The organism is Sinomonas soli (assembly GCF_054782415.1).
Map to the genome: position 1 here is coordinate 267689 of NZ_BAAGSN010000003.1, position 23717 is coordinate 291405.

21 protein-coding genes are annotated in these 23717 nt (G+C 73.1%); 17 read left to right on the forward strand and 4 right to left on the reverse strand.

Going from position 1 to position 23717, the window contains the following annotated elements; genetic code table 11:
* The first annotated feature begins 22 nt into the window (after positions 1 to 22).
* The 5 genes from ACYVKZ_RS02405 (at position 23) to ACYVKZ_RS02425 (ending at position 4648) form a co-directional block, all read left to right on the forward strand.
* Complete coding sequence (locus ACYVKZ_RS02405) at positions 23 to 1015, forward strand: DAK2 domain-containing protein (RefSeq protein ID WP_460990581.1); 993 nt, start codon at positions 23 to 25, stop codon at positions 1013 to 1015.
* Positions 1005 to 3230 carry an ATP-dependent DNA helicase RecG gene (locus tag ACYVKZ_RS02410; protein ID WP_460990417.1) on the forward strand — a complete coding sequence of 742 codons (2226 nt, stop codon included), beginning with the start codon at positions 1005 to 1007 and terminating at the stop codon, positions 3228 to 3230. Before ACYVKZ_RS02405 ends, ACYVKZ_RS02410 begins: the two co-directional genes overlap by 11 nt.
* Before the next feature lie 18 nt (positions 3231 to 3248).
* Complete coding sequence (rsmD, locus tag ACYVKZ_RS02415; protein ID WP_460990418.1) at positions 3249 to 3863, forward strand: 16S rRNA (guanine(966)-N(2))-methyltransferase RsmD; 615 nt, start codon at positions 3249 to 3251, stop codon at positions 3861 to 3863.
* Positions 3860 to 4294 (forward strand): hypothetical protein, encoded by a 435-nt coding sequence (locus tag ACYVKZ_RS02420; protein WP_460990419.1) that lies wholly within the window; start codon positions 3860 to 3862, stop codon positions 4292 to 4294. Before rsmD ends, ACYVKZ_RS02420 begins: the two co-directional genes overlap by 4 nt.
* A 156-nt stretch (positions 4295 to 4450) precedes the next feature.
* Positions 4451 to 4648 carry a hypothetical protein gene (locus ACYVKZ_RS02425; RefSeq protein WP_066498309.1) on the forward strand — a complete coding sequence of 66 codons (198 nt, stop codon included), beginning with the start codon at positions 4451 to 4453 and terminating at the stop codon, positions 4646 to 4648.
* Between the two features lie 3 nt (positions 4649 to 4651).
* Here ACYVKZ_RS02425 and ACYVKZ_RS02430 read toward each other — a convergent pair whose 3' ends face one another.
* Positions 4652 to 5434, reverse strand: a complete 783-nt coding sequence (locus tag ACYVKZ_RS02430; RefSeq protein ID WP_460990420.1) for a spermidine synthase — start codon at positions 5432 to 5434, stop codon at positions 4652 to 4654.
* Entirely contained in the window at positions 5431 to 6660 is a 1230-nt protein-coding gene (locus ACYVKZ_RS02435; RefSeq protein ID WP_460990421.1) for an aminotransferase class I/II-fold pyridoxal phosphate-dependent enzyme, read from the reverse strand. Before ACYVKZ_RS02435 ends, ACYVKZ_RS02430 begins: the two co-directional genes overlap by 4 nt.
* 79 nt (positions 6661 to 6739) lie before the next feature.
* Between ACYVKZ_RS02435 and coaD the strand changes: the two genes are divergently transcribed.
* The 7 genes from coaD (at position 6740) to ftsY (ending at position 14849) form a co-directional block, all read left to right on the forward strand.
* Entirely contained in the window at positions 6740 to 7222 is a 483-nt protein-coding gene (gene coaD / locus ACYVKZ_RS02440; protein ID WP_307003557.1) for a pantetheine-phosphate adenylyltransferase, read from the forward strand.
* Between the two features lie 162 nt (positions 7223 to 7384).
* The gene (locus tag ACYVKZ_RS02445) at positions 7385 to 7915 is read left to right on the forward strand and encodes a YceD family protein (protein ID WP_460990422.1); all 531 of its coding nucleotides are present in this window, start codon (positions 7385 to 7387) and stop codon (positions 7913 to 7915) included.
* Positions 7916 to 7946: 31 nt separating this feature from the next.
* The gene (gene rpmF, locus ACYVKZ_RS02450; protein ID WP_066498296.1) at positions 7947 to 8150 is read left to right on the forward strand and encodes a 50S ribosomal protein L32; all 204 of its coding nucleotides are present in this window, start codon (positions 7947 to 7949) and stop codon (positions 8148 to 8150) included.
* A gap of 18 nt (positions 8151 to 8168) precedes the next feature.
* Positions 8169 to 8870, forward strand: a complete 702-nt coding sequence (gene rnc, locus ACYVKZ_RS02455) for a ribonuclease III (protein ID WP_460990423.1) — start codon at positions 8169 to 8171, stop codon at positions 8868 to 8870.
* A 6-nt stretch (positions 8871 to 8876) separates the two neighbouring features.
* Positions 8877 to 9830 carry a bifunctional DNA-formamidopyrimidine glycosylase/DNA-(apurinic or apyrimidinic site) lyase gene (gene mutM / locus ACYVKZ_RS02460; protein WP_460990424.1) on the forward strand — a complete coding sequence of 318 codons (954 nt, stop codon included), beginning with the start codon at positions 8877 to 8879 and terminating at the stop codon, positions 9828 to 9830.
* Between the two features lie 94 nt (positions 9831 to 9924).
* A complete protein-coding gene (gene smc / locus ACYVKZ_RS02465) occupies positions 9925 to 13560 on the forward strand; it encodes a chromosome segregation protein SMC (protein WP_460990425.1) in 3636 nt (1211 codons plus the stop codon).
* A gap of 68 nt (positions 13561 to 13628) precedes the next feature.
* Positions 13629 to 14849 (forward strand): signal recognition particle-docking protein FtsY, encoded by a 1221-nt coding sequence (gene ftsY, locus ACYVKZ_RS02470; RefSeq protein WP_460990426.1) that lies wholly within the window; start codon positions 13629 to 13631, stop codon positions 14847 to 14849.
* A 182-nt stretch (positions 14850 to 15031) separates the two neighbouring features.
* Here the strand turns inward: ftsY and ACYVKZ_RS02475 are convergent, their stop codons facing one another.
* Positions 15032 to 16282 (reverse strand): MFS transporter, encoded by a 1251-nt coding sequence (locus tag ACYVKZ_RS02475; protein WP_460990427.1) that lies wholly within the window; start codon positions 16280 to 16282, stop codon positions 15032 to 15034.
* Between the two features lie 269 nt (positions 16283 to 16551).
* Here ACYVKZ_RS02475 and ACYVKZ_RS02480 point away from each other — a divergent pair, with 269 nt between their 5' ends.
* The 4 genes from ACYVKZ_RS02480 (at position 16552) to ACYVKZ_RS02495 (ending at position 20389) form a co-directional block, all read left to right on the forward strand.
* Positions 16552 to 17943 (forward strand): ammonium transporter, encoded by a 1392-nt coding sequence (locus ACYVKZ_RS02480; protein WP_460990428.1) that lies wholly within the window; start codon positions 16552 to 16554, stop codon positions 17941 to 17943.
* Positions 17940 to 18278 (forward strand): P-II family nitrogen regulator, encoded by a 339-nt coding sequence (locus ACYVKZ_RS02485; RefSeq protein WP_066498288.1) that lies wholly within the window; start codon positions 17940 to 17942, stop codon positions 18276 to 18278. Before ACYVKZ_RS02480 ends, ACYVKZ_RS02485 begins: the two co-directional genes overlap by 4 nt.
* 348 nt (positions 18279 to 18626) lie before the next feature.
* Positions 18627 to 20054, forward strand: a complete 1428-nt coding sequence (locus tag ACYVKZ_RS02490) for an ammonium transporter (RefSeq protein ID WP_460990429.1) — start codon at positions 18627 to 18629, stop codon at positions 20052 to 20054.
* Positions 20051 to 20389, forward strand: a complete 339-nt coding sequence (locus ACYVKZ_RS02495; protein ID WP_460990430.1) for a P-II family nitrogen regulator — start codon at positions 20051 to 20053, stop codon at positions 20387 to 20389. Before ACYVKZ_RS02490 ends, ACYVKZ_RS02495 begins: the two co-directional genes overlap by 4 nt.
* Positions 20390 to 20477: 88 nt before the next feature.
* Here the strand turns inward: ACYVKZ_RS02495 and ACYVKZ_RS02500 are convergent, their stop codons facing one another.
* Positions 20478 to 21911, reverse strand: a complete 1434-nt coding sequence (locus ACYVKZ_RS02500) for a glucose-6-phosphate dehydrogenase (RefSeq protein ID WP_460990431.1) — start codon at positions 21909 to 21911, stop codon at positions 20478 to 20480.
* A 128-nt stretch (positions 21912 to 22039) separates the two neighbouring features.
* Between ACYVKZ_RS02500 and ffh the strand changes: the two genes are divergently transcribed.
* Positions 22040 to 23626 (forward strand): signal recognition particle protein, encoded by a 1587-nt coding sequence (ffh, locus tag ACYVKZ_RS02505; RefSeq protein WP_460990432.1) that lies wholly within the window; start codon positions 22040 to 22042, stop codon positions 23624 to 23626.
* Positions 23627 to 23717: the final 91 nt, after the last annotated feature.

Genomic DNA, 23717 nt, shown 5'->3' on the forward strand with positions numbered 1-23717 from the left:
GATCGCCTCGAACGCCGCTGCGATGCGGCGGTGGCTCGCCGACGCGGAGACCGCGCTCGCCAACCACAGCGACCGGCTCAACGCGATCAACATCTTCCCCGTGGCCGACGGCGACACCGGCACGAACCTGTACCACACCGTCCGCGCCGCCTCCACGACCGCGGCGGCGACCGAGGGCACGGACCTCGGCCTGCTCCTGGGCTCCGCGGGCCAGGCCGCCATGGAGGAGGCCTGGGGAAACTCGGGCACCCTCTTCGCCGTCTTCCTCGACGCCTTCGCCGCCTCGCTCGCGGGCCACACGAGGCTCAGTGCGCCCCTCCTGGCGCGCGCCCTGCACCGCGCCCAGATCCGCGCGTGGTCCGCGCTGAGCGAGCCGGTCGGCGGGACGATGCTCAGTGTCCTCGAGGCCGCGGCCGGCGGGGCCGCCGCCGCTGTCGGAGCCGAGGCCCATGAGGACAGCAACCTCGCCCTCGCGGCGGCGCTCGACGGCGCGGTCGAGGCGGCGCTCGGCGCCGTGGTCGAGACCGAGGCCCAGCTGGGCGTCCTGACCAATGCCCGCGTCGTCGATGCCGGGGGAGTGGGCCTGCTCCTCGTCCTCGCCGCGCTGCGCACCACCGTCCTGGGGGAGGGCATCCCGGAGGACACCCTCGAGACGCTCCACGGCTTCCGGGTCCAGGACCCCCACATCCACGGCACCCAGCCCGAGGCGGTCGGCGTCGAGATCATGTGCACGATCCAGCTCAGCCCGCTCGACGCCGCCGTCCTGCGCCAGCGGCTGGACGAGATCGGCGAGTCGGTGATCATGAGCCCCGTCGGCGCGTTCGACGACGAGGCGGGCCTGTGCCGCTGGCGGGTGCACGTCCACGTGGCAGACCCCGAGGCCGCCGTGGGCCTCATCCGCGAGATCGGCGAGCCCGAGCGCGTCGCGTTCACGGAGCTCCGCTCACAGGGCCCCGGCACCGGGGCGGAGGACCCGGCCGGCCAGGTCGCCGAGGACAGCCGGCGTGGCCACTGAGCGCGGCCGGGACCTCACCCGGCTCGTCGGGGGCGCCTCGGCGAAGAAGCTCAAGGACCACCTCGGCCTCGTCACAGCGGGCGACCTGCTCGACTACTTCCCGCGGCGCTACGCCGAGCGCGGCGAGCTGACCAGCATCGCCGGGCTGCCGCTCGACTCCGACGTGACCCTGCTGGCGCGGGTGGTGAAGGCCACGAGCCGGAAGATGGCCACGCGCAAGGGCACGATCACGGACGTCGTGGTGACGGACGGCGCCCAGGGCGCCCTCGACACGATCAGCCTGACGTTCTTCAACAGCTTCGCGGCCTCGAGGCAGCTCAGGCCGGGGACGGTGGCGATGTTCTCCGGGCGTGTGGGCTCCTACCGGGGACGCCTCCAGCTGACCAACCCCGACTATGTACTGCTCGACGGCGAGGCCGAGGACGGCGCGAGCGCCGAGGAACTGGCCGGCAAGCCCATCCCGGTCTACCCCGCCACGGCCAAGCTGCCGAGCTGGCGGATCGCCCAGGCCGTCGCGACGGTCCTCGGGCAGGTCGACCTCGAGAGCATCGAGGACCCGCTCCCGCAGCAGCTGCGCGCCAAGCACCGCCTGCCCGGGATCGCCGAGGCCTACCGGATGATCCACGTCCCCGCCACCGCCGAGGAGTGGGCCGCCGCCCGGCGGAGGTTCCAGTACGAGGAGGCCCTCGTGCTCCAGACCGCGCTGGCGCGGCGCAAGGCGCAGCACGCCGAGCTCCCGTCGCGGCCGAGCCCCGCGCGCCGGGGCGGCCTGCTCGACGCGTTCGACGGCGCGCTGCCGTTCAATCTCACCCAGGGGCAGCGGGAGGTCGGGGAGGTGCTCGCCCGAGAGCTCTCCGCCGCGCACCCGATGAACCGGCTCCTGCAGGGCGAGGTCGGTTCCGGCAAGACCGTCGTGGCCCTGCGGGCCATGCTCCAGGTGGTCGACGACGGCGGCCAGGCCGCGCTCCTGGCCCCGACCGAGGTGCTCGCCGCGCAGCACTACGAGTCGATCCGCCGCACGCTCGGACCGCTCGCCCGGGACGGGCTCCTCGGATCGGCCGAGGGCGTCGAGGTGGTCCTGCTCACCGGCAGCCAAAGCGGTGCCGAGCGCAAGAGGTCCCTCCTCGCCGCGGCCAGCGGTGAGGCCGGGATCGTGGTGGGCACCCACGCCCTGCTCTCCGAGCAGGTGCAGTTCGCCGACCTCGGCCTCGTCGTGGTGGACGAGCAGCACCGCTTCGGCGTCGAGCAGCGGGACGCCCTGCGTGCCAAGAGCCTCGCCACCCCGCACCTGCTCGTCATGACGGCGACCCCCATCCCGCGGACCGTGGCCATGACCGTGTTCGGCGACCTCGAGACCTCGATGCTGCGCGAGCTGCCCGCCGGTCGCTCGCCGATCGCGACCCATGTGGTGGGCCTCGCCGAGAACCCGTCGTGGGGGCGGCGCATCTGGGCGCGCGCCCGCGAGGAGATCGATGCCGGACGCCAGGTCTACGTTGTCTGCCCGACCATCGGGGAGTCGGGAGAGGACGAGGGCGACCTCGAGGCGCTCGACGAGGCGACCTGGGGAGGGAGCGCGCTCGGAGCGCCCGCAGAACGCACCCCAGCGGCCTCCGTCACGGCCACTCTGGAGCAGCTGGCCGGGGAGCCCGCCCTCGGCGGCACCCGGATCGCCGCCCTCCACGGCCGGCTCGACGGCGCCGAGAAGGCCGCAGCGATGGAGGGCTTCGCCGCCGGAGCCACCGACCTGCTCGTCGCGACCACCGTGATCGAGGTCGGGGTCGACGTCCCGAACGCGACACTCATGGTGATCCTCGACGCGGACCGCTTCGGCATCGCCCAGCTGCACCAGCTGCGCGGGCGCGTGGGCCGCGGCGGGCACGCCGGGACGTGCCTCCTCGTGACCTCGCTCGAGCCGGGGCACCCGAGCCGGGCACGCCTCGATGCCGTGGCCGCGAGCACGGACGGGTTCGTCCTGGCCCAGAAGGACCTCGAGCACCGCCGGGAGGGCGACATCCTGGGGGCGTCCCAGTCCGGGCGCCGCTCGACCCTGCGGCTCCTGCGCGTCCTGCGGGACGCCGACGTCATCGAGCGGGCCCGCGCGGACGCCCTCGGCATCGTGGCCGAGGACCCCGGGCTCGATGCGCACCCCGCGCTGAAGACCGCCATCGACGCCTACCTGGAACCGGAGAAGGAGGTGTTCCTCGAGCGTGGCTGAGACGACTCGGGCCGCCCGATGAGCAGGATCATCGCCGGCATCATCGGCGGCACGCCCCTGGCCTCCGTGCCGGGATCGGCGACGCGCCCCACGACCGACCGCGTCAAGGAGGCGCTCTTCTCGCGCCTCGACGCGCTGGGCATGGTCTCGCGGGCCCGCGTCCTCGACCTCTACGCCGGCTCCGGCGCCCTCGGGGTGGAGGCCGTGAGCCGAGGGGCCTCCACCGCCGAGCTCGTCGAGGCGGACGCCAAGGCCGTGGGCGTGTGCCAGCGCAATGCGCGGCTCGTCAACGACGCCGTGGGCCGCCGCGCCGTCACCGTGCACCGGGGCAAGGTGGGATCCTTCCTCGACGCGACCGGGCCCGGCCGGCACTGGGACCTCGTCTTCATGGACCCGCCGTATCCGCTCGCGGAGGACCAGCTCGCGCGCGTCCTCGAGGCGCTCGCGCCCCACTTGGCCGAGGACGCCCTCGTCGTCGTCGAACGCTCCTCCCGCTCGCCCGAGCCCGACTGGCCGCACGGGCTGGAGCACTTCGGGGAACGCAAGTACGGGGAGACGCGCCTGTGGTTCGCGGAGCCGGCGGCCGACGGGGCGGCGGCACCGCCAGGGTCCCCGGAGGCCGTGTCGCCATGAGCGCCCAGCTCGCCGCCGCCCTGCCCGCGCTCGTGCCCTCCGCCGACCTCGCCGCCGCACCGCAGTGGTGGGAGATCGTCGCCGCGCTGGCCCCCGTGGGCACGCTCGCGGCCGCGCTCGTTGCGGCCGTCGTCGGGCTCGGGACCATCCGCCAACGCTCCTACTCGGACCGCCGCGCCGAGTTCTGGCGGCGGACCGAATGGGCGCTCGAGGCCTCGACGTCCCAGGACCCGCAGCTCGCGGCCATGGGCACCATGGTCCTGGCGAGTCTCGCCAAGAGCGACCTCATCGCCAGCGACGAGGAGCTGCAGCTGCTCGATGCCGTGTGGATCGACCCGATCGCAGAGGCCGAGGAGGCGGGCCTCGACGAGGAGCTCGGCGACGGCGAGGACGACGGTTCCGAACACGAGCGAGGCCCCGACAGGCCCTAGGCGACCCGGACCGGGGGTCGACGGCCGCGGCGCGGGCCGCCGGGGGCCGTGGACGGTCGGGGCCTGCTGAGGCGATACTTGAAGGGAGCCTGCGGCGCAGGCCCTGCCCTGCGGGCCCTCCGCGGCGGGGACGGTCAGGCACGAGAAGGAGGAGCCGTGAGCAAACACGAGGCGCTTCCCGGCGAGGACACGGGGCGGCACACCGGCGAGAAGGCCGGCGAGCGGCGTCCGGGCGCCTCGGACCGCCGGGTCCAGATCGCCGCGGCCAAGCTCCGGGTCGTCCTCGACGAACGGCTCAACCGGCCGACCCCCGAGTGGGTCAAGCGCCTCGCCGAGCAGAAGCTCGCGAGCTGACGGTCATCCCGCGAGCGGGTCGAGGTCGACCCCGCGGACCAGGCGCGTCGGGTGCGGCCCGGCGGCGGCCAGCTGGGCCGTCCACGATTCCGGCCACGGGCCCCGGAGCCCGATCGCAACGATATTGCCCGGGAACCTGGCCGTGAACATCGCCGGCTCGGCCAGGGCCGCGACCTCCCCGAACACCGACCGCAGGGCCGCCAGCTGCGAGCGCACGAGGGTCAGCGGAGGATCATCGCCGATATTGACCAGGAGGGCGCCTCCCGGGGCGAGGAGCTCCGCCGCCTCGGCATAGAAGCCGGGCTCTGCGAGGTGCCCCGGTGCCTCGGGCCCGGAGAAGATGTCCAGCACGATCACGTCGAACGGCCCCCGCGCGGCGGCCTGCGGAAGCTGCCACCGGGCATCGCCCAGGTGGATGCTCAGATCGGTCCCCGGTGCCAGCGGGAGGCGCTCGAGCACGAAGTCGAGCAGCTCGCGCTCCAGCTCGACCGCGGCCTGGACCGATCCCGGCCGGGTCGCCGCGATATACCGGGCGAGGGTGAGCGCGCCGGCGCCCAGATGCAGGGCCCGGATCGGCACTCCGGGCGGGGCGATGGCGTCGACTACGTTCGCGATGCGGCGCAGGTAGGCATAGAAGACGTGGCCCGGGCGCGCGAGGTCCACATGGGACTGCTCCGCGCCGCCGATCGAGAGCACGTACGCCCCCGGCACGAGTGGGTCCGGCTCCACGGAAGCGTGCGCTCCGATCCCGCGGAGGTACCGGCTCGGGCCGGGGCCGGCCGTCATACGAGCTCCGCGAGCCGTGAGAGCCGGCTGGCAGCCTCCTGCAGGAGCGGCTCCTTCTTGCAGAAGGCGAAGCGCAGGAGCGACCGGGTGCGCTCGGCGCCCTCGGGATGGCAGAAGACGGAGACCGGAATGGCCGCGACCCCCACCAGCTCAGGGAGCCGGCGCGCGAGGTCCACCGCGCTGTCGAACCCGAGCCCCGCCGTGTCCGCCGTGATGAAGTACGTGCCCTCGGGGCGGAAGACCTCCAGGCCGGCCGCCTCCAGGCCTTCGGCGAGGATGTCCCGCTTGGCCCTCAGCGCCGCGGCGATTCCTTCGAAGAAGCTGTCCGGGTAGCCCAGGCCGAGGGCCACCGCCTCCTGGAACGGCGTCCCGGAGCTGTAGGTGAGGAACTGCTTGATCGTGCGGACGCGCGCCACGAGCTCCTCAGGCCCGGTGACCCAGCCCACCTTCCAGCCGGTGAAGGAGAACGTCTTCCCGGCCGAGGAGATCGTCAGGGTGCGCTCTGCTGCGCCCGGGAGGGACGCCACCGGCACGTGGCGGGGGCCGAAGACGAGGTGCTCGTAGACCTCGTCGGTGACGATCACGGCGTCGTGCTCCGCCGCCAGCTCAACGATCCGGGCCAGCACGTCGCGGCCGAACACGGCGCCGGTCGGGTTGTGCGGGTTGTTCACCACGACGACCCGCGTCCGCGGGCCGAAGGCGGCCTCGAGCTCGGCCAGGTCGGGCTGGAACGAGGGAGCGCCGAGCGGGACGGTGACGTGCTCGGCGCCGGCGAGGGCGATCATGGCCCCGTACGAGTCGTAGAACGGCTCGAAGGTGAGGACCTCGTCGCCCGGGCCGGCGAGCGCGAGGACGGCCGCCGCGATGCCCTCCGTGGCGCCGGTGGTGACGATGACCTCGCGCCAGGGGTCGAGCCCGATCCCGTAGAAGCGCGCCTGGTGCGCCGCGACCGCCTCGCGCAGCCGCGGGATGCCCTGCCCCGGGGCGTACTGGTTCGCGCCCGAGAGGATCGCGGACCGGGCGGCCTCCGCCATCTCGGCCGGGCCGTCCTCGTCGGGGAATCCCTGGCCCAGGTTGATCGCGCCGTGCCGGACGGCGAGGCCCGTCATCTCCTCGAAGATCGTCACACCGAGCCTGCCGTCGGCGCCGAGGAGGTTCGCCCCGGCCGCCGTGCGCTGCCACGCCGAGGCGTGCTGTCCTGCTGGTCCCTGCCCTGAGGAAGTCACCCGCCCATGCTATCGGCGCAGGCCACGCCGGTGGCTGCGCGCGGGCGGCGGGGGAGGGGCCATGCAGTATGTTGGCGCTATGCGACGCGCGGTGTGCCCTGGCTCCTTCGACCCGATCCACAACGGGCATCTTGAGGTCATCGCCAGGGCCGCGAACCTCTTCGACGAGGTCATCGTCGCGGTGTCGACCAACTACGCCAAGAAGTACCGCTTCGCCCTCGAGGAGCGCCTCACGATGGCGCGCCGGACCCTCGGGGCCATCAGTGGGATCCTCGTCGAGCCGATGGGCGAGGGCCTCCTGGCCGACTTCTGCCGAGAACGGGGAGCGAGCGCCATCGTGAAGGGGCTCCGCTCGTCCTCCGACTTCGACTACGAGCTGCCGATGGCCATCATGAACCGGCAGCTCACCGGGGTCGAGACCGTCTTCCTGCCCGCCGAGGCCCACTACGTCCACCTGTCCTCGACCCTCGTCAAGGAAGTCCACGATCTGGGCGGCAACGTCGCGGACTACGTGCCCCGATCGGTGCTCGCACGGCTCGCCGAGACCCGCCCGCAGCACTGAGGATGCCGCGTGAGCGGCTAGAATGAACGGGCACCGCACGCTGGACACTGTCCCGGTGCGCAGCGGCACCGCTCGTTTTGGGCCTCGATGCCGCAGCGGCTAGGATAGTGTGTCGGTCTATGTTCTACAGGAGTTCTCATTAAGCGGGAAGCACGTTCGCCTTTGATGTTCGACGTCAAGGACCTCGGGCGCAGCCCGGGGAGTATGCGGACCCTTGAGGAGCATGTACCCGCGCCGGGTGAACTCGGCGTGGCGCTCATCGGCGTCAGGGAAGGATCCCCCGTGGACCTGGACCTGACCTTCGAGTCAGTGCACGAGGGGATCCTGGTTTCGGGGACCGCGCACGTCACGGTAACGGGCGAGTGCGGCCGCTGCCTGGATCCCATCGAGTACGGACTCGACGCCGAGGTGCAAGAGCTTTTCTTCTTCGAGGCCCTCGGGCTCTCGGACGGAGAAGACGATGAAGAGCAACGTCGAGTCGAGCACGATTCCATCGATCTTGAGCCGGTGTTGCGGGACGCAGTGGTACCGCTGCTGCCGTTCCAGCCGGTGTGCCGGGAAGACTGCGAGGGCCTGTGCTCCCAATGCGGAGTGCGTCTCGCGGACGAGCCGGGGCACCACCATGAGGTCGTCGACCCCCGGTGGGCTGCCTTGGCAGATCTGGCGAAGCCAGACCGGCACGACGATGAGTAAGTGTTGGCACTAAGAGAGAAATGAGTTAGCCGTGGCTGTTCCCAAGCGGAAGATGTCTCGCTCGAATACCCGCGCCCGCCGCTCGCAGTGGAAGGCCTCCGTCCCCACGCTGGTCAAGACCGTTGAGAACGGCCGCGTGACGTACAGCCTCCCCCACCAGGCCAAGGTCGTCACCGACTCGGCCGGGACCGAGCTGTTCCTTGAGTACAAGGGCCGCAAGGTCGCCGACGTCTGATCCGGCGGAATCTCGCGCATGAGCCCTCATGACGAGCTTTTGAAGCGTCTCGGCGTCGACATCGACGCCGAGACGCTTCGTCTTGCCCTCACACACCGTTCGTTCGCGTACGAGAACGGCGGCATTCCGACCAACGAGCGCCTCGAGTTCCTCGGCGACTCGGTCCTCGGCTTCTCCGTCACGGAGCACCTCTACAGGGAGTACCCCGACCTGAGCGAGGGCGACCTCGCGAAGCGGCGTGCCGCCGTCGTGAGCACCCGTGCCCTCGCCTCGATTGCCCGGCGCCTCGGCGTGGGGGAGTTCATCTACCTCGGCCAGGGCGAGAAGGTCACCGGCGGGAAGAACAAGTCCTCGATCCTCGCGGACACGATGGAGGCCCTCATCGGGGCGACCTACATCTCCAACGGGCTCGAGCCGGCGCGCCGCTTCGTCGTCGGCCTCATCGAGCCGCTCCTCGCGGACGCCGCGGTGCTCGGGGCGGGCACGGATTGGAAGACGCACATCCAGGAGCTCGCCGCGAGCCGGCAGCTCGGCCCGATCCACTACGCGGTGGTCGGGGACGGCCCGGACCACGCGCGCACCTACACGGCCACCCTCCTCATCGGCGGCACCGAGTACGGCACCGGAACGGGCAACTCCAAGAAGGAAGCCGAGCAGCAGTCGGCGGCGAACGCCTGGAAGGTCCTCGGGACCGACTCCGCCGCCTCCGCGCAGGCCTGAGCCGCAATGCCCGAACTGCCCGAAGTCGAGGTGGTCCGCCGCGGCCTCGCCTCCTGGGTCGCGGGGCGGACCGTCCAGGCGGTGGACGTGGTGGACGCCCGCTCCGTGCGGCGCCATGCGCTCGGCGCCGAGGACTTCCGCGGCCAGCTCGGGGGAGCCCGGGTGCTCGACGCCGTCCGCCGCGGCAAGTACCTCTGGCTGCCGCTGTCGGACCCCGCCGCACCGGACTCTGGCGCGCCGCCGCACACCGCGCTCCTCGCGCACCTGGGCATGAGCGGCCAGCTGCTCGTCGAGGAGCCCGACGCGCCCGACGAGAAGCACCTCAAGGTCCGGCTCACCCTCAGCGACGCCCCCGGCATGCCCCGTGAGCTGCGCTTCGTGGACCAGCGGATCTTCGGCGGCCTCGCCGTGGTGCCCCTCGTGGCGACGCACGACGGCGGGCCCGGCGGCCGCGGCGACTCCGACCTCGCGCTCATCCCGGGTGAGGCCGCCCACATCGGGCGCGACCCGCTCGATCCGCTGTTCGATCCCGAGGCGTTCCACCGGCGCCTGCGGGCGCGGCGCACGGGCATCAAGCGGGCCCTCCTGGACCAGCGCCTCGTGTCCGGTATCGGGAACATCTATGCCGACGAGGCCCTCTGGGGCGCGCGCCTGCACTACGCCCGGTCGACCGACACCCTCCGCCGGCCCGAGACGGACCGGCTCGTGCACGCCGTCCGGGACGTCATGGGCCGGGCCCTCGTGGCCGGCGGCACGAGCTTCGACTCGCTCTACGTCAACGTCAACGGAGCCTCGGGCTACTTCTCCCGCTCGCTGGACGCCTACGGCCGCGCCGGGCGCGCGTGCCGGCGGTGCGCGGCGGCGGGGGAGAGCGGCGTGATCGTCCGGGAACCGTTCATGAACCGCTCCTCCTACCGCTGCACGCGCTGCCAGCCGGTTCCGCGCAACGCCCGCTGGTAGGCCCGGTTCCGTCGGTGTCCGGTGGCACAATGACGGACAACCGCCCCCGCCCGCCACTGCCGTTCCGGCCAGCCCAGAGGAGACCCGCAGTCCCTTGCACCTCAAGACCCTGACGATCCGAGGCTTCAAGTCGTTCGCCTCGGCCACGACGTTCGAGTTCGAGCCCGGCGTGACGGCCGTCGTCGGGCCCAACGGCTCGGGCAAGTCGAACGTCGTCGACGCCCTGGCCTGGGTCATGGGGGAGCAGGGCGCCAAGACCCTGCGCGGCGGCAAGATGGAGGACGTCATCTTCGCCGGCACGGCAGGGCGCCCCCCTCTGGGCAGGGCGCACGTCTCGCTCACGATCGACAACGCCGACGGCGCGCTCCCCATCGAGTACGCCGAGGTGACGATCTCGCGGACGCTCTTCCGCTCAGGCGGGTCCGAGTACGCGATCAACGGCAGCCAGTGCCGGCTGCTCGACATCCAGGAGCTACTCTCCGACTCGGGGCTCGGGCGCGAGATGCACGTGATCGTCGGGCAGGGCCAGCTCGACCGGGTCCTGCACGCGACCCCCGAGGACCGGCGTGGGTTCATCGAGGAGGCCGCCGGCATCCTCAAGCACCGCCGGCGCAAGGAACGCACCGTCCGCAAGCTCGAGGCGATGCAGGCCAACCTCTCCCGGCTCGGCGATCTCACCGCGGAGCTGCGGCGGCAGCTCGGTCCCCTGGGCCGGCAGGCGCAGGTCGCACGCCGCGCGCAGACCATCCAGGCTGACGTCCGCGACGCCCGTGCACGCCTCCTCGCGGACGACATCGCCACGCTGCGGGCCGCGATGGAGCAGGAGGAGGCGGACCAGGGGGCGCTCGACGCCCGGCGCGCGGCAGCGCAGGGCGAGCTCGACGCCGGGCGCCGCGCCCAGGCGGACGTCGAGCGGTCCGCGGCCGCGGCCACCCCGCGCGTGAACGCCGCGCGCGACACGTGGTACAGGCTCTCCCAGAGCCGGGAGCGGCTCCGGGCCCTCGGATCGCTCGCGGACGAGCGCCGGCGCCTGCTCGGGTCCTCGGAGCCCCCGGTCCGGGGGCGGGACCCGGAGGCCCTCGAACGGCAGGCACGCCAGCTGCGCGACGAGCTCGAGACCGTCACGGACGGCGTCGAGATCCGGGTGGAGGCCCTCGCCGAGGCAGAGGACGCGCGCGCGGCGGCCGAGGAGGCGGCCTCTGCGGAGGACCGCCGCCACACCGCACTCCTGCGCGCCCAGGCCGACCGGCGCGAGGGCCTCGCCCGGCTCGCAGGCCAAGTCGCGGCGGCCCGCAGCCGCGTCGAGTCGGCCGAGGGCGAGGTCGGGCGCCTCCGCGACACGCTGGCAGGTGCCGCCGAGCGGCAGCGCTCCGCGGCCGCCGAGTTCACGGCCCTCGAGTCGCAGATCGCCGGGGTAGAGGCCGGCGAGGAGGACCTCGACACGGCCTATGAGGAGGCCGCCGCAGAGCTCGAGGAGGCAGAGGCGGAGCGCGAGTCCCTCCTCGAGCGCCGGCGGCGCGCCGCATCGGACCGGCAGGCCCAGGAGGCGCGGATCGAGGCGCTCCTGACGGGCTTCAAGGACCGCGACGCCACGGCATCCGTCGCCGCTTCCGCCGTCGGGGTGCTCGGCCGGGTGGCGGACCTGGTCCGCGTCGAACCGGGGTACGAGGCCGCCGTTGCGGCTGTCCTCGGGCCCTTCGCCGAGGGCCTCGCGATGGCGGGGACGGCCGCGGCGGCGGAGGCCCTCGCGGGTCTCAAGGCGGACGACGCCGGGCAGGCGGCCCTGCTCGTCGGCTCGCCCGAGGGGGGCCCCTCGTACCCGGAACCGCGGATCGGCGACGAGATGCGTACCCGAGACGGGGAATCTGGGGCGAGATCCGTACTCGCGCTGCCGCAGGGCGCCCGGTGGCTCGCGGACGTCGCCGAGCCTGAGCCGCCGGTGGCCGCCGCCGTCTCCCGCCTGCTGCGGGACGCCGCGGCCGTTCCGACGCTCGAGGCCGCCGTCGCGCTCGTCGCCGACCACCCGCAGCTCGCCGCCGCCACGCCGCACGGCGATGTGGTCACCGCCGCGGGACTGCTCGGCGGCTCTGCCGGGGCGCCCTCGACCATCGAGCTGCAAGGACTCCTCGACGCCGCCCGGGATCGCCTCGCGGCCGCCCAGGCGGAGCACGAGCGGTGCGGCTTCGCCCTGGCCGGCGCGCAGGAGCGCGAGCGTGAGGCCCGCGGGCGCGCGGAGGCGGCCCTTGCCGCGCTGCACGACTCGGACGCGCGCTTCGCCGCGGTGGCCGAGAAGCTCGCGGCCCTGGGCACCCAGCTGCGCGGCGCCAAGGCAGAGGAGGAGCGCCAGCGCGCCGCCCTCGAGGCAGCGCGCACCCAGCTCGAGGCGGAGCAGGTCTCGCTCGAGGCGGCGGCCGAGCGGCTTGAGCTCGCGGAGGAGGCGCCGGACGCCGAGGAGCCGGATTCCTCCGACCGTGACCGGCTCCAGGCCGAGGCCGCCGCCGCCCGGGCCCGCGAGCTCGAGGCCAGGCTCGCCCTCCGCGCGGCCGAGGAGCAGCACCGCACGCTCGAGGCGCGCGCCCAGTCCCTCGAGCGCGCCGCGGAATCGGAGCGGCGCGCCGCCGAGGCGGCCCGCCGCCGGGCCGAGCGCCGCGCCCGCGAGGCCGCACGCGCCGGCGCCGTCGCGGCCACCGCCCGCGAGGGCCTGTCCCGGCTTGACGGAGCCGTCGACCGCGCCGCCGGCGAGCGTGACGCCGCCGAGGAGCGGCGCGCCGAGCTGGACGAGCGCCTCGGCGCGCTGCGCCACCGCAACGACGAGCTCGCCCGTGAACTCGCCGACCTCAACGACGCCGCGCACCGCGACGAGCTCGCGCGCGCCGAGCAGCGCCTCCGGCTCGAGGCGCTCGAGGAACGCGTCGTGGACGAGCTGGGCATGGCCGCCGAGGAGCTCGTGCGCGACTTCGGCCCGCACCGGCCCGTCCCGGTGCCGCCCGAGGAGGGCGGGGACAAGTGGGCCGCGCTCCGCATGCAGGTCGACGACGACGGCAACCCCCTCCAGGACGGCGTGCCGTTCGTCCGTGCCGAGCAGGAGAAGCGGCTGAGGAAGGCCGAGCGCGACCTCGCCGCGCTCGGCAAGGTCAATCCGCTCGCCCTCGAGGAGTTCGCGGCCCTCGAGGAGCGCCACCGCTTCCTCGCGACCCAGCTCGAGGACCTGCAGAAGAGCCGCAAGGACCTCCTCCAGATCATCGCCGAGGTGGACGAGCGCGTGCAGCGGGTCTTCGCCGAGGCGTACGCGGACACTGCGGTCCAGTTCGAGCGCGTCTTCGGCCGTCTCTTCCCCGGCGGCGAGGGACGGCTCGTGCTCACCGACCCCGAGGACCTCCTCACCACCGGGATCGAGGTGGAGGCGCGCCCCGCGGGCAAGAAGATCAAGCGGCTCTCGCTCCTCTCCGGCGGGGAGCGCTCGCTCACCGCGGTGGCACTCCTCGTGGCGATCTTCAAGGCCAGGCCCTCCCCGTTCTACGTCATGGACGAGGTCGAGGCAGCGCTCGACGACACGAACCTCGGCCGGCTCATCACGATCTTCGAGGAGCTGCGCGAGTCGAGCCAGCTCATCGTCATCACGCACCAGAAGCGCACCATGGAGGTCGCGGACGCGCTCTACGGCGTCTCGATGCGCGGCGACGGGGTCTCGACGGTGATCAGCCAGAAGCTCGACCGCGTCGAGGCCTAGGCACCGGGCGCCGGGGCGGCGCCGCGGCCGCCCCGGGCGGTGGGCCGCCCTGTGAGAAGCTAGGAACCGTGACAGACCTTTCCGCCCTGCTGCCCGTCATCATCATCGTCGCGATCGTGATCCTCGTCGTCGCCGGGGTCGTCATCGGCCTCGTCAGCGGCCGCCGGAAGAAGATCACCTACACCGGCCCCCGAGACGCCAACGACCAGGTCGTCGCCCCGCCCCGGCCCGGCACCTCCGAGGCCGAGGAGGCCCCGCCCGGGGGAGTCGGCACGCTGCCCGCGCCGGCCGAGCCCGAGGGAGCGGCGCCCACCGAGGATGTCCTCGACGAGGCGGTCATCGAACGCGTCCCGACCGAGACCCCCGCTCCGGTGGCCGGCCGGCTCCAGCGCCTGCGCGAGCGGCTCGTCAAGAGCAACAACCTCTTCGGCAAGGGACTGCTAGCCCTGCTCTCGAGCGACAGCATCGACGAGAACGTGTGGGACGAGGTCGAGGAGACCCTCCTGCTCGCCGACATCGGCACCGAGCCGAGCCTCGAGCTCGTCGACACACTCCGCGACCGCGTGAAGGTCATGGGCACCCGCAGCCCCGAGCACGTCAAGGCCATGCTCCGGGAGGAGCTCGTCAAGCTCGTCGACCCCTCCATGGACCGCTCGCTCAAGGTCGCCCGGGCCGACGGCAAGCCCGCCGTCGTGCTCGTGGTCGGCGTCAACGGGGTGGGCAAGACCACCACGGTGGGCAAGCTCGCCCGCGTCCTCGTGGCCGAGGACAAGGACGTCCTGCTCGGCGCCGCGGACACCTTCCGGGCCGCCGCGGCCCAGCAGCTGGCCACGTGGGGCGCCCGCGTCGGCGTGCCCACGGTCACCTCCGACGTCGAGGGGGCGGACCCCGCGTCGGTGGCGTTCGAGGCGGTCAAGGCCGGCATCGAGCAGGAGGTCGACGTCGTCATGGTCGACACCGCCGGGCGGCTGCAGAACAAGGTCGGGCTCATGGACGAGCTCGGCAAGGTCAAGCGCGTCATCGAGAAGCAGGCCGAGGTGGACGAGGTCCTCCTCGTCCTCGACGCCACAACCGGGCAGAACGGCCTGAACCAGGCCAAGGTGTTCGGCGAGGTCGTCGACATCACCGGCATCGTGCTGACCAAGCTCGACGGCACCGCGAAGGGCGGCATCGTCGTCGCGATCCAGAAGCAGCTCGGCGTGCCCGTCAAGCTCGTCGGCCTCGGTGAGGGCCCGGACGACCTCGCGCCGTTCGACGCCGAGGGCTTCGTGGACGCCATCCTCGCCTGACCCCCGCGCCCACCAACCCGCCCCACCCCGCCACCCCGCCCACCCAGCACCGTTTCGGGTACGCATCTCGTCGCCTCTGCGGCGTTGCGGGTACACGAGGCAGGCGGGTGCAGCGGATGCACGACGGCGCCCGCCTCCTTCCCGGGGACGGGCGCCGTCGCGCATCGGGCGGCTGGGCAGCCTCAGGGGGCGTCGGGACGCTCCGCCGCCAGGTCCTCCGGGTCTGCCTCCGAGGTCCCGGCCGCTGGCGCGCTGGCCGGGGTGCGCGTGGCCCACAGCGGCACCGCGGCGAGGAGGCACGCCCCGGAGACGGCGAACGCCCACCCGTACCCGAGGCTGTCCGCGAGTGCGCCAGCGGCCAGCGGGCCGAGGATGCTGCCCACGTCGGAGGCCATCTGGAACACGGCCAGCGGCCGCCCGCCGCTGCGGCCGGAGCCGATGGTGTCCGCCACCGTCGCCTGCAGCGACGGGCCGAGGAACCCCGCTCCGAAGCCCGCGGCGACGGACAGCGCGAGGAAGACCGGCTCGGAGCCGCTCACGCCGAGGAACGCCGTCGGGAGCGCGGTGCCCACGAGGCCCACGATGGCCACGGGACGCCGGCCCCAGAGGTCCACGAGCCGCCCGGTGAAGCTCAGGGCCGCCGCGGTCCCCCCGGCGTACAGGGCCAGGGCGAGCCCGGCCGCCTGGGGCCCCGCACCGAGGGCCGCTGTGGCGAACAGGGGCACGAGGGCCATCCGGATCCCCAGCGCGGCCCAGCCATTGGCGAAGTTCGAGCCCACGGCCGCCCGATAGGGCGCGTGGGCGAGGGCCTCCGCGAGCAGGAGCTGCGGCCGGGCCCCGGCGCCCGTGCGCGCGGGGGCGGCGGACCGGCGCCCGAGGAACGAGTGCACGACGGCCGCGGCGACCACGAGCGCCCCCGCGTAGACGAGGAACGGCACGCGCAGGCCGAAGGCCGCCAGGAGTCCGCCGATCACCGGCCCGGCGATATTGCCGAGGAGGAACGAGGCGGCGTAGAGGCCGCTGACCCTGCCCCGCGCATCCGGCGGGGCGAGGCGCACGATCAGGCCCGAGGCCGAGATCGTGAACATCGTGGACCCGATGCCGCCCAGCCCCCGCACGGCCAGCAGCGTCCAGTAGTCGGGGGCGAACGCGCACGCCGCGCTGGACGCGGCGACGAGGAGCAGGCCCGTGACGTACACGGGCCGTTCGCCGAGCCGGTCGACGAGGGACCCCGCCGCGGGCGCGAGGACGAGCCGGGCGAGCGCGAACGCGCTCACGATCACGGAGGCCGCCGTGGCCCCCACGCCGAAGCTCGTGGCCAGCTGCGGCAGGACGGGGGCCACGAGACCGAAGCCGACGGCGATGACGAACGCGGCGGCGACGAGGACCCAGACGTCGCGGGGCACCGGCGTCCGCGGGGAGGTGCGGGGCATGGGACCACCTTAGCGACGGCGGCACGGCAGCGGCACGACGGCGGCGGCGCGGCGGTACCGCCCGCGCTCTACCGCACGGGGGACGGGCGAAACATCGTCGAAACGCGTGCGTGACGCCCCCTTAACGCGCAGGAGCAAGATGTAACGGGCGCGCAATGTGGGCCGACAGCGGCGGAAACACCGCGGGAGGAATCTTTTCTCAGCGGCCCTCGGGCGCCGGGAACGGCGCCGGGCCGGGCAGGTCCCGTTCCATCCCTGAAAGGCACACCATGACCCCCACCCTCAGCGCGGGAGACACCGCCTGGGTGCTCGCCTCGGCAGCGCTCGTGCTGCTCATGACGCCCGGGCTCGCGTTCTTCTACGGCGGCATGACGCGCGCCAAGTCGGTCCTGAACATGATGATGATGAGCTTCGGCGCCATCGCCCTCGTGGGCGTGCTCTGGATCCTCGTCGGCTACTCGATGTCCTTCGGCACCGACTGGTTCGGCGGCCTCGTCGGCAACCTGGACAAGTTCGCCCTGCACGGCATCCTCGCCACGGGCGACGGCACGGCTCTGGCCGGCACCATCCCCGAGCTCGCCTTCGTGGGCTTCCAGGGCGTGTTCGCGATCATCACGGTCGCGCTCATCTCCGGCTCCATCGCGGACCGGGCCAAGTTCGGCGCCTGGATGGTCTTCGCGTTCTTCTTCTCGATCCTGGTCTACTTCCCGGTCGCGCACTGGGTGTTCGACGCGAACAAGGACGCGAACGGCACCTTCATCGGCGGCTGGCTCAACGGCCTCGGCGTGATCGACTTCGCCGGCGGCACGGCCGTCCACATCAACGCCGGCGCCGCTGGCCTGGCCCTCGCGCTCATCCTCGGCCGCCGCAACGGCTTCGGCAAGGACCCCAACCACCGCCCCCACAACCTGCCGTTCGTCATGCTCGGCGCGGGCCTGCTGTGGTTCGGCTGGTTCGGCTTCAACGCGGGCTCGGCCCTGGGCGCCAACGGCGTGGCCGCGTTCGCCTGGATCAACACGCTCGTCGCCCCGTGCGCCGCGGTCCTCGGCTGGCTCGTGGTGGAGAAGCTGCGCGACGGCCACGCGACCTCGCTCGGCGCCGCCTCGGGCGCCGTGGCCGGGCTCGTGGCCATCACCCCGGCCTGCGCCGCGGTCTCACCCCTGTGGGCTATCGTCCTCGGCCTCCTCGCCGGCGCGGCCTGCGCCCTCGCCGTGGGCCTGAAGTACCGCTTCGGCTACGACGACTCGCTCGACGTGGTGGGCGTCCACCTCGTCGGCGGCATCATCGGCACCCTGTTCATCGGGCTCGCGGCCAACCCGGGCGCCCCCTCCGGCGGCCACGGCCTGTTCTACGGCGGCGGCTTCGAGCTCCTGGGCAAGCAGGCGCTCGGCGCAGGCACCGTCCTCGTGTACTCGTTCGCCCTCTCCCTGGCCATCGGCTGGATCATCAGCAAGACCATGGGCTTCCGGGTCTCGAGCGAGGCCGAGGAAGCAGGTGTGGACATCGCCCTGCACGCCGAGACGGCGTACTCCGGCAACAGCATGGGCGGCTCGTCCGGGTCGGCCTTCCACCCGCTCGGGGCGAAGAACGAGGCCGAGGTCGCGGCGTTCAACGCGGACGACCTGCTCACCGAGGCGGCACGGAAGAAGGTCCAGGCGTGAAGCTCATCACCGCGATCGTCCGCCCGGAGAAGCTCGATTCCATCCGCGAGGGGCTCGAGGCCTACGGGGTCCAGGGGCTCACCGTCAGCGCGGCCAGCGGCTACGGCCGCCAGCGCGGGTACACCGAGGTGTACCGCGGCGCCGAGTACAGCGTGGACCTGGTCCCGAAGGTGCGGATCGAGGTGCTCGCCACCGACGACCAGACGGACGACATCCTCGATGTGCTCATCACCACCTCGAACACCGGCCGCGCGGGGGACGGCAAGGTGTGGACGGTGGATGTGCACGAGGCGATCCGCGTCCGGACGGGGGAGCGCGGGGCAGCGGCGATCTAGGCGCACCGAGCGCCGCGGAGGGCGGACGACGGCGGGGACCACCCGCCGTCGTCCGCCCGCGTCGGCGACGGGGCCGGCACCGGGACGCCAGCGCCAGCACCGGGAAGCGGGCGCACGGCGCGGAAAGGGGCGGCACGGTGGGGCCACGGAGCGGGGCGCGAAACACCCCGTTAACACGGCCGTGACGAACGCTTAACCCCCGGGGGATTCCTGTAACACGGGGGCAACACGGACGGAGCGGACCGGTAACACCGCCACGGGATTCTGGTTCAGGTGGTCCCGCAGACCGTCGCCGGGGACGGCGGACGGGGGCCGAGATCCGTGAAAGTCCCTCGAAAGGCCTCACCCATGAACGCTGGCGACACCGCCTGGGTCCTCGTCTCGGCAGCCCTCGTCCTCCTCATGTCACCCGGCCTCGCCATCTTCTACGGGGGCATGACCCGCGTGAAGTCGATGCTCAACATGATGATGATGAGCTTTGGGGCCCTCGCCCTGGTCGGCGTCCTGTGGGTCCTCTTCGGCTACTCGATCGCGTTCGGCACGGACGCCGGGGACGGCCTGTTCGGCAACCCGTTCGAGGACTTCGGCCTCCACAACCTGCTCGCCACGGGCGGCTCGATGCCCCTCGTCGGCACGATCCCGGAGATCGTGTTCGTGGGCTTCCAGGGGGTCTTCGCCACGGTGACCGTGGCCCTCGTCTCCGGCGCCATCGCCGACCGGGCCAAGTTCGGGTCCTGGATGGTCTTCGCTGGCGCCTTCGCCGTGCTCGTGTACTTCCCCGTGGCGCACTGGGTGTTCGACTCGAAGAAGGACGCGCACGGGACGTTCATCGGCGGCTGGCTCAACCACCTCGGCCTCATCGACTTCGCCGGCGGCACCGCGGTCGAGGTCCTCGCCGGCGCCGCCGGCCTCGCGCTGGCCCTCGTCCTCGGCAAGCGCGTGGGCTTCGGCAAGGACCCCGAGCACCGCCCCCACAACCTCCCGCTCGTCATGCTCGGCTGCGGCCTGCTCTGGTTCGGGTGGTTCGGCTTCAACGCCGGCTCCGCGCTCGCTGCCAACGGCGAGGCCGGCTTCGCGTGGATCAACACGCTCGTGGCCCCGTGCGCCGCGATCCTGTCCTGGCTTCTCGTCGAGAAGGTCCGCGACGGCCACGCGACCTCGTTCGGCGCCGCGTCCGGCGCGGTCGCCGGGCTCGTGGCGATCACGCCCTCCTGCGCCACCATCGATCCGGTCTGGGCGATCGTCCTCGGCCTCCTCGCCGGCGCCGTCTGCGCGCTGGCCGTGGGCCTGAAGTACCGCCTCGGCTTCGACGACTCGCTCGACGTGGTCGGCGTGCACCTCGTCGGCGGCCTCGTCGGGACGCTCTTCATCGGCCTCGCCGCCGACCCTGCCGCCCCGGTGCCCGGCCGCGGCCTGCTCTACGGCGGCGGGCTCGCCCTGCTGGGCACCCAGGCCCTCGGCGCAGGCGCCGTGCTCGGCTACTCGTTCGGCGTGGCCCTCGCGCTCGGCCTCGCGATCAAGGCCGTCATGGGCTTCCGCGTCGCGAGGGACGTCGAGGAGACCGGCGTCGACCTCGTCATCCACGCCGAGACCGCGTACTCGTCGCCGTCCGCCACGGGCGGCGGGTTCCACCCGCTCGGCGTCCGGCACACCGTGGAGACCCTGCTCGAGCAGCACCTCGAGCGCCGCCTGGGCCAGCGGCCGGCGGACGGCGCGCACGCCCAGCGCGAGGAGGTTCTGGCCGGGGCATCGCCGGCCGGTACTGTGGGCTCGTGAAGCTCATCACCGCCATCGTCCGGCCCGAGAAGCTCGATTCCATCCGCGAGCACCTCGAGGCCGAGGGAGTCCAGGGACTGACCGTCAGCGCCGCGAGCGGCTACGGCCGCCAGCGTGGCTACGTCCAGGTGTACCGGGGCGCCGAGTACAGCGTGGACCTCATCCCGAAGGTGAGGGTGGAGGTGCTCGCCACCGACACGCACGCCGACGAGATCCTCGAGACGATCGTCGTCGCGGCCTCGACCGGCTCGCAGGGCGACGGCAAGGTCTGGGTCGTCGAGGTGCAGGACGCGGTCAGGGTGCGCACGGGCGAACGCGGCGACTCCGCGATCTGACCCGCAAAGGCGCGAGCCGGGCGGACGACGGCGGGCGCCCGCCCGCCGTCGTCCGCCCGGCTCCTCTGCGCGCTCGCCCCGCCACGGCTCAGGACGCGGCCGCACCGTCCTCGCCGGAGGCCGAGGTGGCCCAGCCCGCCGGCCCGCCGCTGCCCGCGGGGTAGGTGTCCAGGGGGACCGCTCCCGCGGCCCACGCGTCCAGCACCGGCTCGACGATGCGCCAGCAGCTCTCGGCCGTGTCCGCCCGCACCGACAGGAGCGGATCGCCGTCGAGCACGCCCTCCAGCACCTCGCCGTAGGGGAGCAGGTCCGCCTCGCCGAGGTCCGCGTCGAGTGTCACGCGGTTCAGCGTCAGCACGTCCCCGGGGCCGTTGACGTCGACGTCGAGCTGGAGCACGTCCGGGCCGAAGCCGATGCGGAGCCGGTTCGGCTCGTCCACGCCGCGGAAGCCCTCGGGCAGGTGCGGGACGGGGCGGAACGTCACGACGGCCTCCTTGCGCCGGGTGCCGAGCGACTTGCCCGAGCGGAGGATGAACGGCACCCCCGCCCACCGCCAGCTGGAGAGCAGGACCGTGATCTCGGCCAGGGTCTCGGTGCCGCGGGACGGATCGACCCCCGGCTCGTCCGTGTAGTCGGACACCTGGCGGTCGCCGATGGTCCCGGCGGTGTAGCGGGCACGGCGCGTCGAGTCCGTGAACGGCTCGGGGACGTCCGCGGAGCGGAGCACGGTGCTGATGCGGTCCCGCACGTCCCGCTCGTCGAGGCGCGCCGGCGCGTCCATCGCGAGGACGGCCATGACCTGGAGGAGGTGGCTCTGGATCATGTCCCGCAGGGCGCCGGCGCGGTCGTAGTACCCGGCCCGTCCCTCGAGGGCGAGGTCCTCGTCGAAGAAGATCTCCACCTTCTCGATGTGGTCCCTGTTCCACACGGGCTCGAGGAAGTTGTTGGCGAAGCGCAGGCCGAGGATGTTCAGGACCGTGCCCTTGCCGAGGAAGTGGTCCACCCGGTGGATCCGGCTCTCCGGCACCAGCCGGCGCAGCGTCTCGTTCAGCTCGGCGGCGGAGGCCTCTGAGGACCCGAACGGCTTCTCGAGCACGAGCCGGGTGCCCTCGGGCAGGTCCCCCGGCTCCAGCAGCTCGCAGGCCTTCTGGCTCACGGCGGGGGGCAGCGCGAAGTACACGGCGACCGGCCCCGGGAGCGCTGCGACCTCGCGGGCGAGCTCCCCGGGCGCCGTGACGTCCAGGCGCACGTAGACCGAGTCCCGGCGGATCCGCTCGAGCTCGGCGCGGCCGGTCTCGGTGGCGGCCGCGAGTGCCGCCTCGGTGGCATCGTGCACGCGGCGGCTCCACTGCTCGGCGCTCCAGTCCTCCGCGCCCGCACCGACCACGGTGAGTCCGGCGTGCCGGCCGGTGGCGAGGAGCCGGGCGAGCCCGGGGAAGAGGAGGCGGCCGGTCAGGTCCCCGGAGGCACCGAGGATGAGCAGGCTGCGCACGGGCGGGGCGGTCTCTCGAGGCGTCGTCACGAGGCCAGCATGCCATTGCCCGGTCCGTTGGTACCCTTAAGGGTGGCCAGATCCGCTCCCGGCGGGTCTGCCCGACCTCCTGACCCAGCGTCAGATCCCTGGACCACGACTGAAAGCGACTCGGGCACGTGTTCAACTCCCTCTCGGACCGTCTCACTGCGACGTTCAAGAATCTCCGCGGCAAGGGCCGCCTGAGCGAGGCGGACGTCGACGCCACCGTCCGCGAGATCCGCCGCGCCCTCCTCGACGCGGACGTCGCCGTCCCGGTGGTGCGCGACTTCGCCGCACGCATCCGCGAGCGCGCGCTCGGCGCCGAGGTCTCCGGCGCGCTCAACCCGAGCCAGCAGGTCGTCAAGATCGTCAACGAGGAGCTCCAGGCGATCCTCGGCGGCGAGACCCGGCGGCTGCGCCTGGCGAAGAACCCGCCGACGGTGATCATGCTCGCCGGCCTCCAGGGCGCCGGCAAGACCACCCTCGCCGGCAAGCTCGGAAAGTGGCTCAAGGGCCAGGGCCATTCGCCCATCCTGGTGGCGGCGGACCTCCAGCGCCCCAACGCCGTCACCCAGCTCGAGGTCGTGGCCAAGCGCGCCGGGGTGGCCGTGTACGCCCCGCATCCCGGCATCCAGTCCGAGTTCGAGGCACCCACCGGCGACCCGGTCGCCGTGGCCCGCGACGGCGTTGCCGAGGCCAGCGCGAAGCTGCACGACATCGTGATCGTGGACACCGCCGGCCGGCTGGGCGTGGATGCCGAGCTCATGCAGCAGGCCGCGGACATCCGCTCGGCGGTCAACCCGGACGAGGTCCTCTTCGTCATCGACGCCATGATCGGCCAGGACGCCGTCAACACGGCCAAGGCCTTCGAGGAGGGCGTCGACTTCACCGGCGTCGTGCTCTCCAAGCTCGACGGCGATGCCCGCGGCGGCGCGGCGCTCTCCGTCGCGTCCGTGACCGGCCGCCCCGTCATGTTCGCCTCCACGGGCGAGGGCCTGGACGACTTCGAGCTCTTCCACCCGGACCGCATGGCCTCCCGCATCCTCGACATGGGCGACGTCCTGACGCTCATCGAGCAGGCCGAGAAGAGCTGGGACAAGGACGAGGCCGCCCGGATGGCGAAGAAGTTCGCCGACCAGGAGGACTTCACCCTCGAGGACTTCCTGTCCCAGATGCAGCAGATCCGCAAGATGGGCTCGATGAAGAAGATGCTCATGATGATGCCGGGCGCCGCCCAGTTCCGGCAGCAGCTCGAGCAGTTCGACGAGCGCGAGATCGACCGCGTCGAGGCCATCGTCCGCTCGATGACCCCGCACGAGCGGCTCGCGCCCAAGATCATCAACGGCTCCCGCCGCGCCCGCATCGCCCGCGGCTCGGGCGTGCACGTCTCCGAGGTCAACGGCCTGCTGGAGCGCTTCGGCCAGGCGCAGAAGATGATGCGCAAGATGGCCTCCGGCGGCGGCATCCCGGGGATGCCGGGCATGCCCGGCCCGGGCGGCTTCGGCGGCTCGAAGAAGGGCCCGGCCAAGGGCAAGAAGAAGGCGAAGTCCGGCAACCCGGCCAAGGCAGCGCAGGAGCGCCGCGAGGCCGAGGCTCGCCGGGCCGCGGGCGCCTCGAAGGCCCTCAGCGGCCAGGGGGCCGCGTTCGGCGGCCAGTCGGGCGAGGACTTCGACCCCTCGGCCCTCAACCTGCCCAAGGGCTTCGAGAAGTACCTGGGCAAGTAGCCCTCAGCCGGCGGGGCCCGTCCGGGCGCAGGCCGCAGGACCGCTCGCGCACGACGCCGAAGGGGCGCCTCCCGCTGGGAGGCGCCCCTTC

Bases quoted from the DNA above. Each gene is read 5' to 3' on its own strand.
- ACYVKZ_RS02430 (WP_460990420.1), bottom strand. From the start codon at position 5,434: ATGACGGCCGGCCCCGGCCCGAGCCGGTACCTCCGCGGGATCGGAGCG.
- mutM (WP_460990424.1), top strand. From the start codon at position 8,877: ATGCCCGAACTGCCCGAAGTCGAGGTGGTCCGCCGCGGCCTCGCCTCC.
- ACYVKZ_RS02475 (WP_460990427.1), bottom strand. From the start codon at position 16,282: ATGCCCCGCACCTCCCCGCGGACGCCGGTGCCCCGCGACGTCTGGGTC.
- coaD (WP_307003557.1), top strand. From the start codon at position 6,740: ATGCGACGCGCGGTGTGCCCTGGCTCCTTCGACCCGATCCACAACGGG.
- rnc (WP_460990423.1), top strand. From the start codon at position 8,169: ATGAGCCCTCATGACGAGCTTTTGAAGCGTCTCGGCGTCGACATCGAC.
- ACYVKZ_RS02490 (WP_460990429.1), top strand. From the start codon at position 18,627: ATGAACGCTGGCGACACCGCCTGGGTCCTCGTCTCGGCAGCCCTCGTC.
- ACYVKZ_RS02405 (WP_460990581.1), top strand. From the start codon at position 23: ATGCGGCGGTGGCTCGCCGACGCGGAGACCGCGCTCGCCAACCACAGC.
- ACYVKZ_RS02420 (WP_460990419.1), top strand. From the start codon at position 3,860: ATGAGCGCCCAGCTCGCCGCCGCCCTGCCCGCGCTCGTGCCCTCCGCC.
- ACYVKZ_RS02480 (WP_460990428.1), top strand. From the start codon at position 16,552: ATGACCCCCACCCTCAGCGCGGGAGACACCGCCTGGGTGCTCGCCTCG.
- rsmD (WP_460990418.1), top strand. From the start codon at position 3,249: ATGAGCAGGATCATCGCCGGCATCATCGGCGGCACGCCCCTGGCCTCC.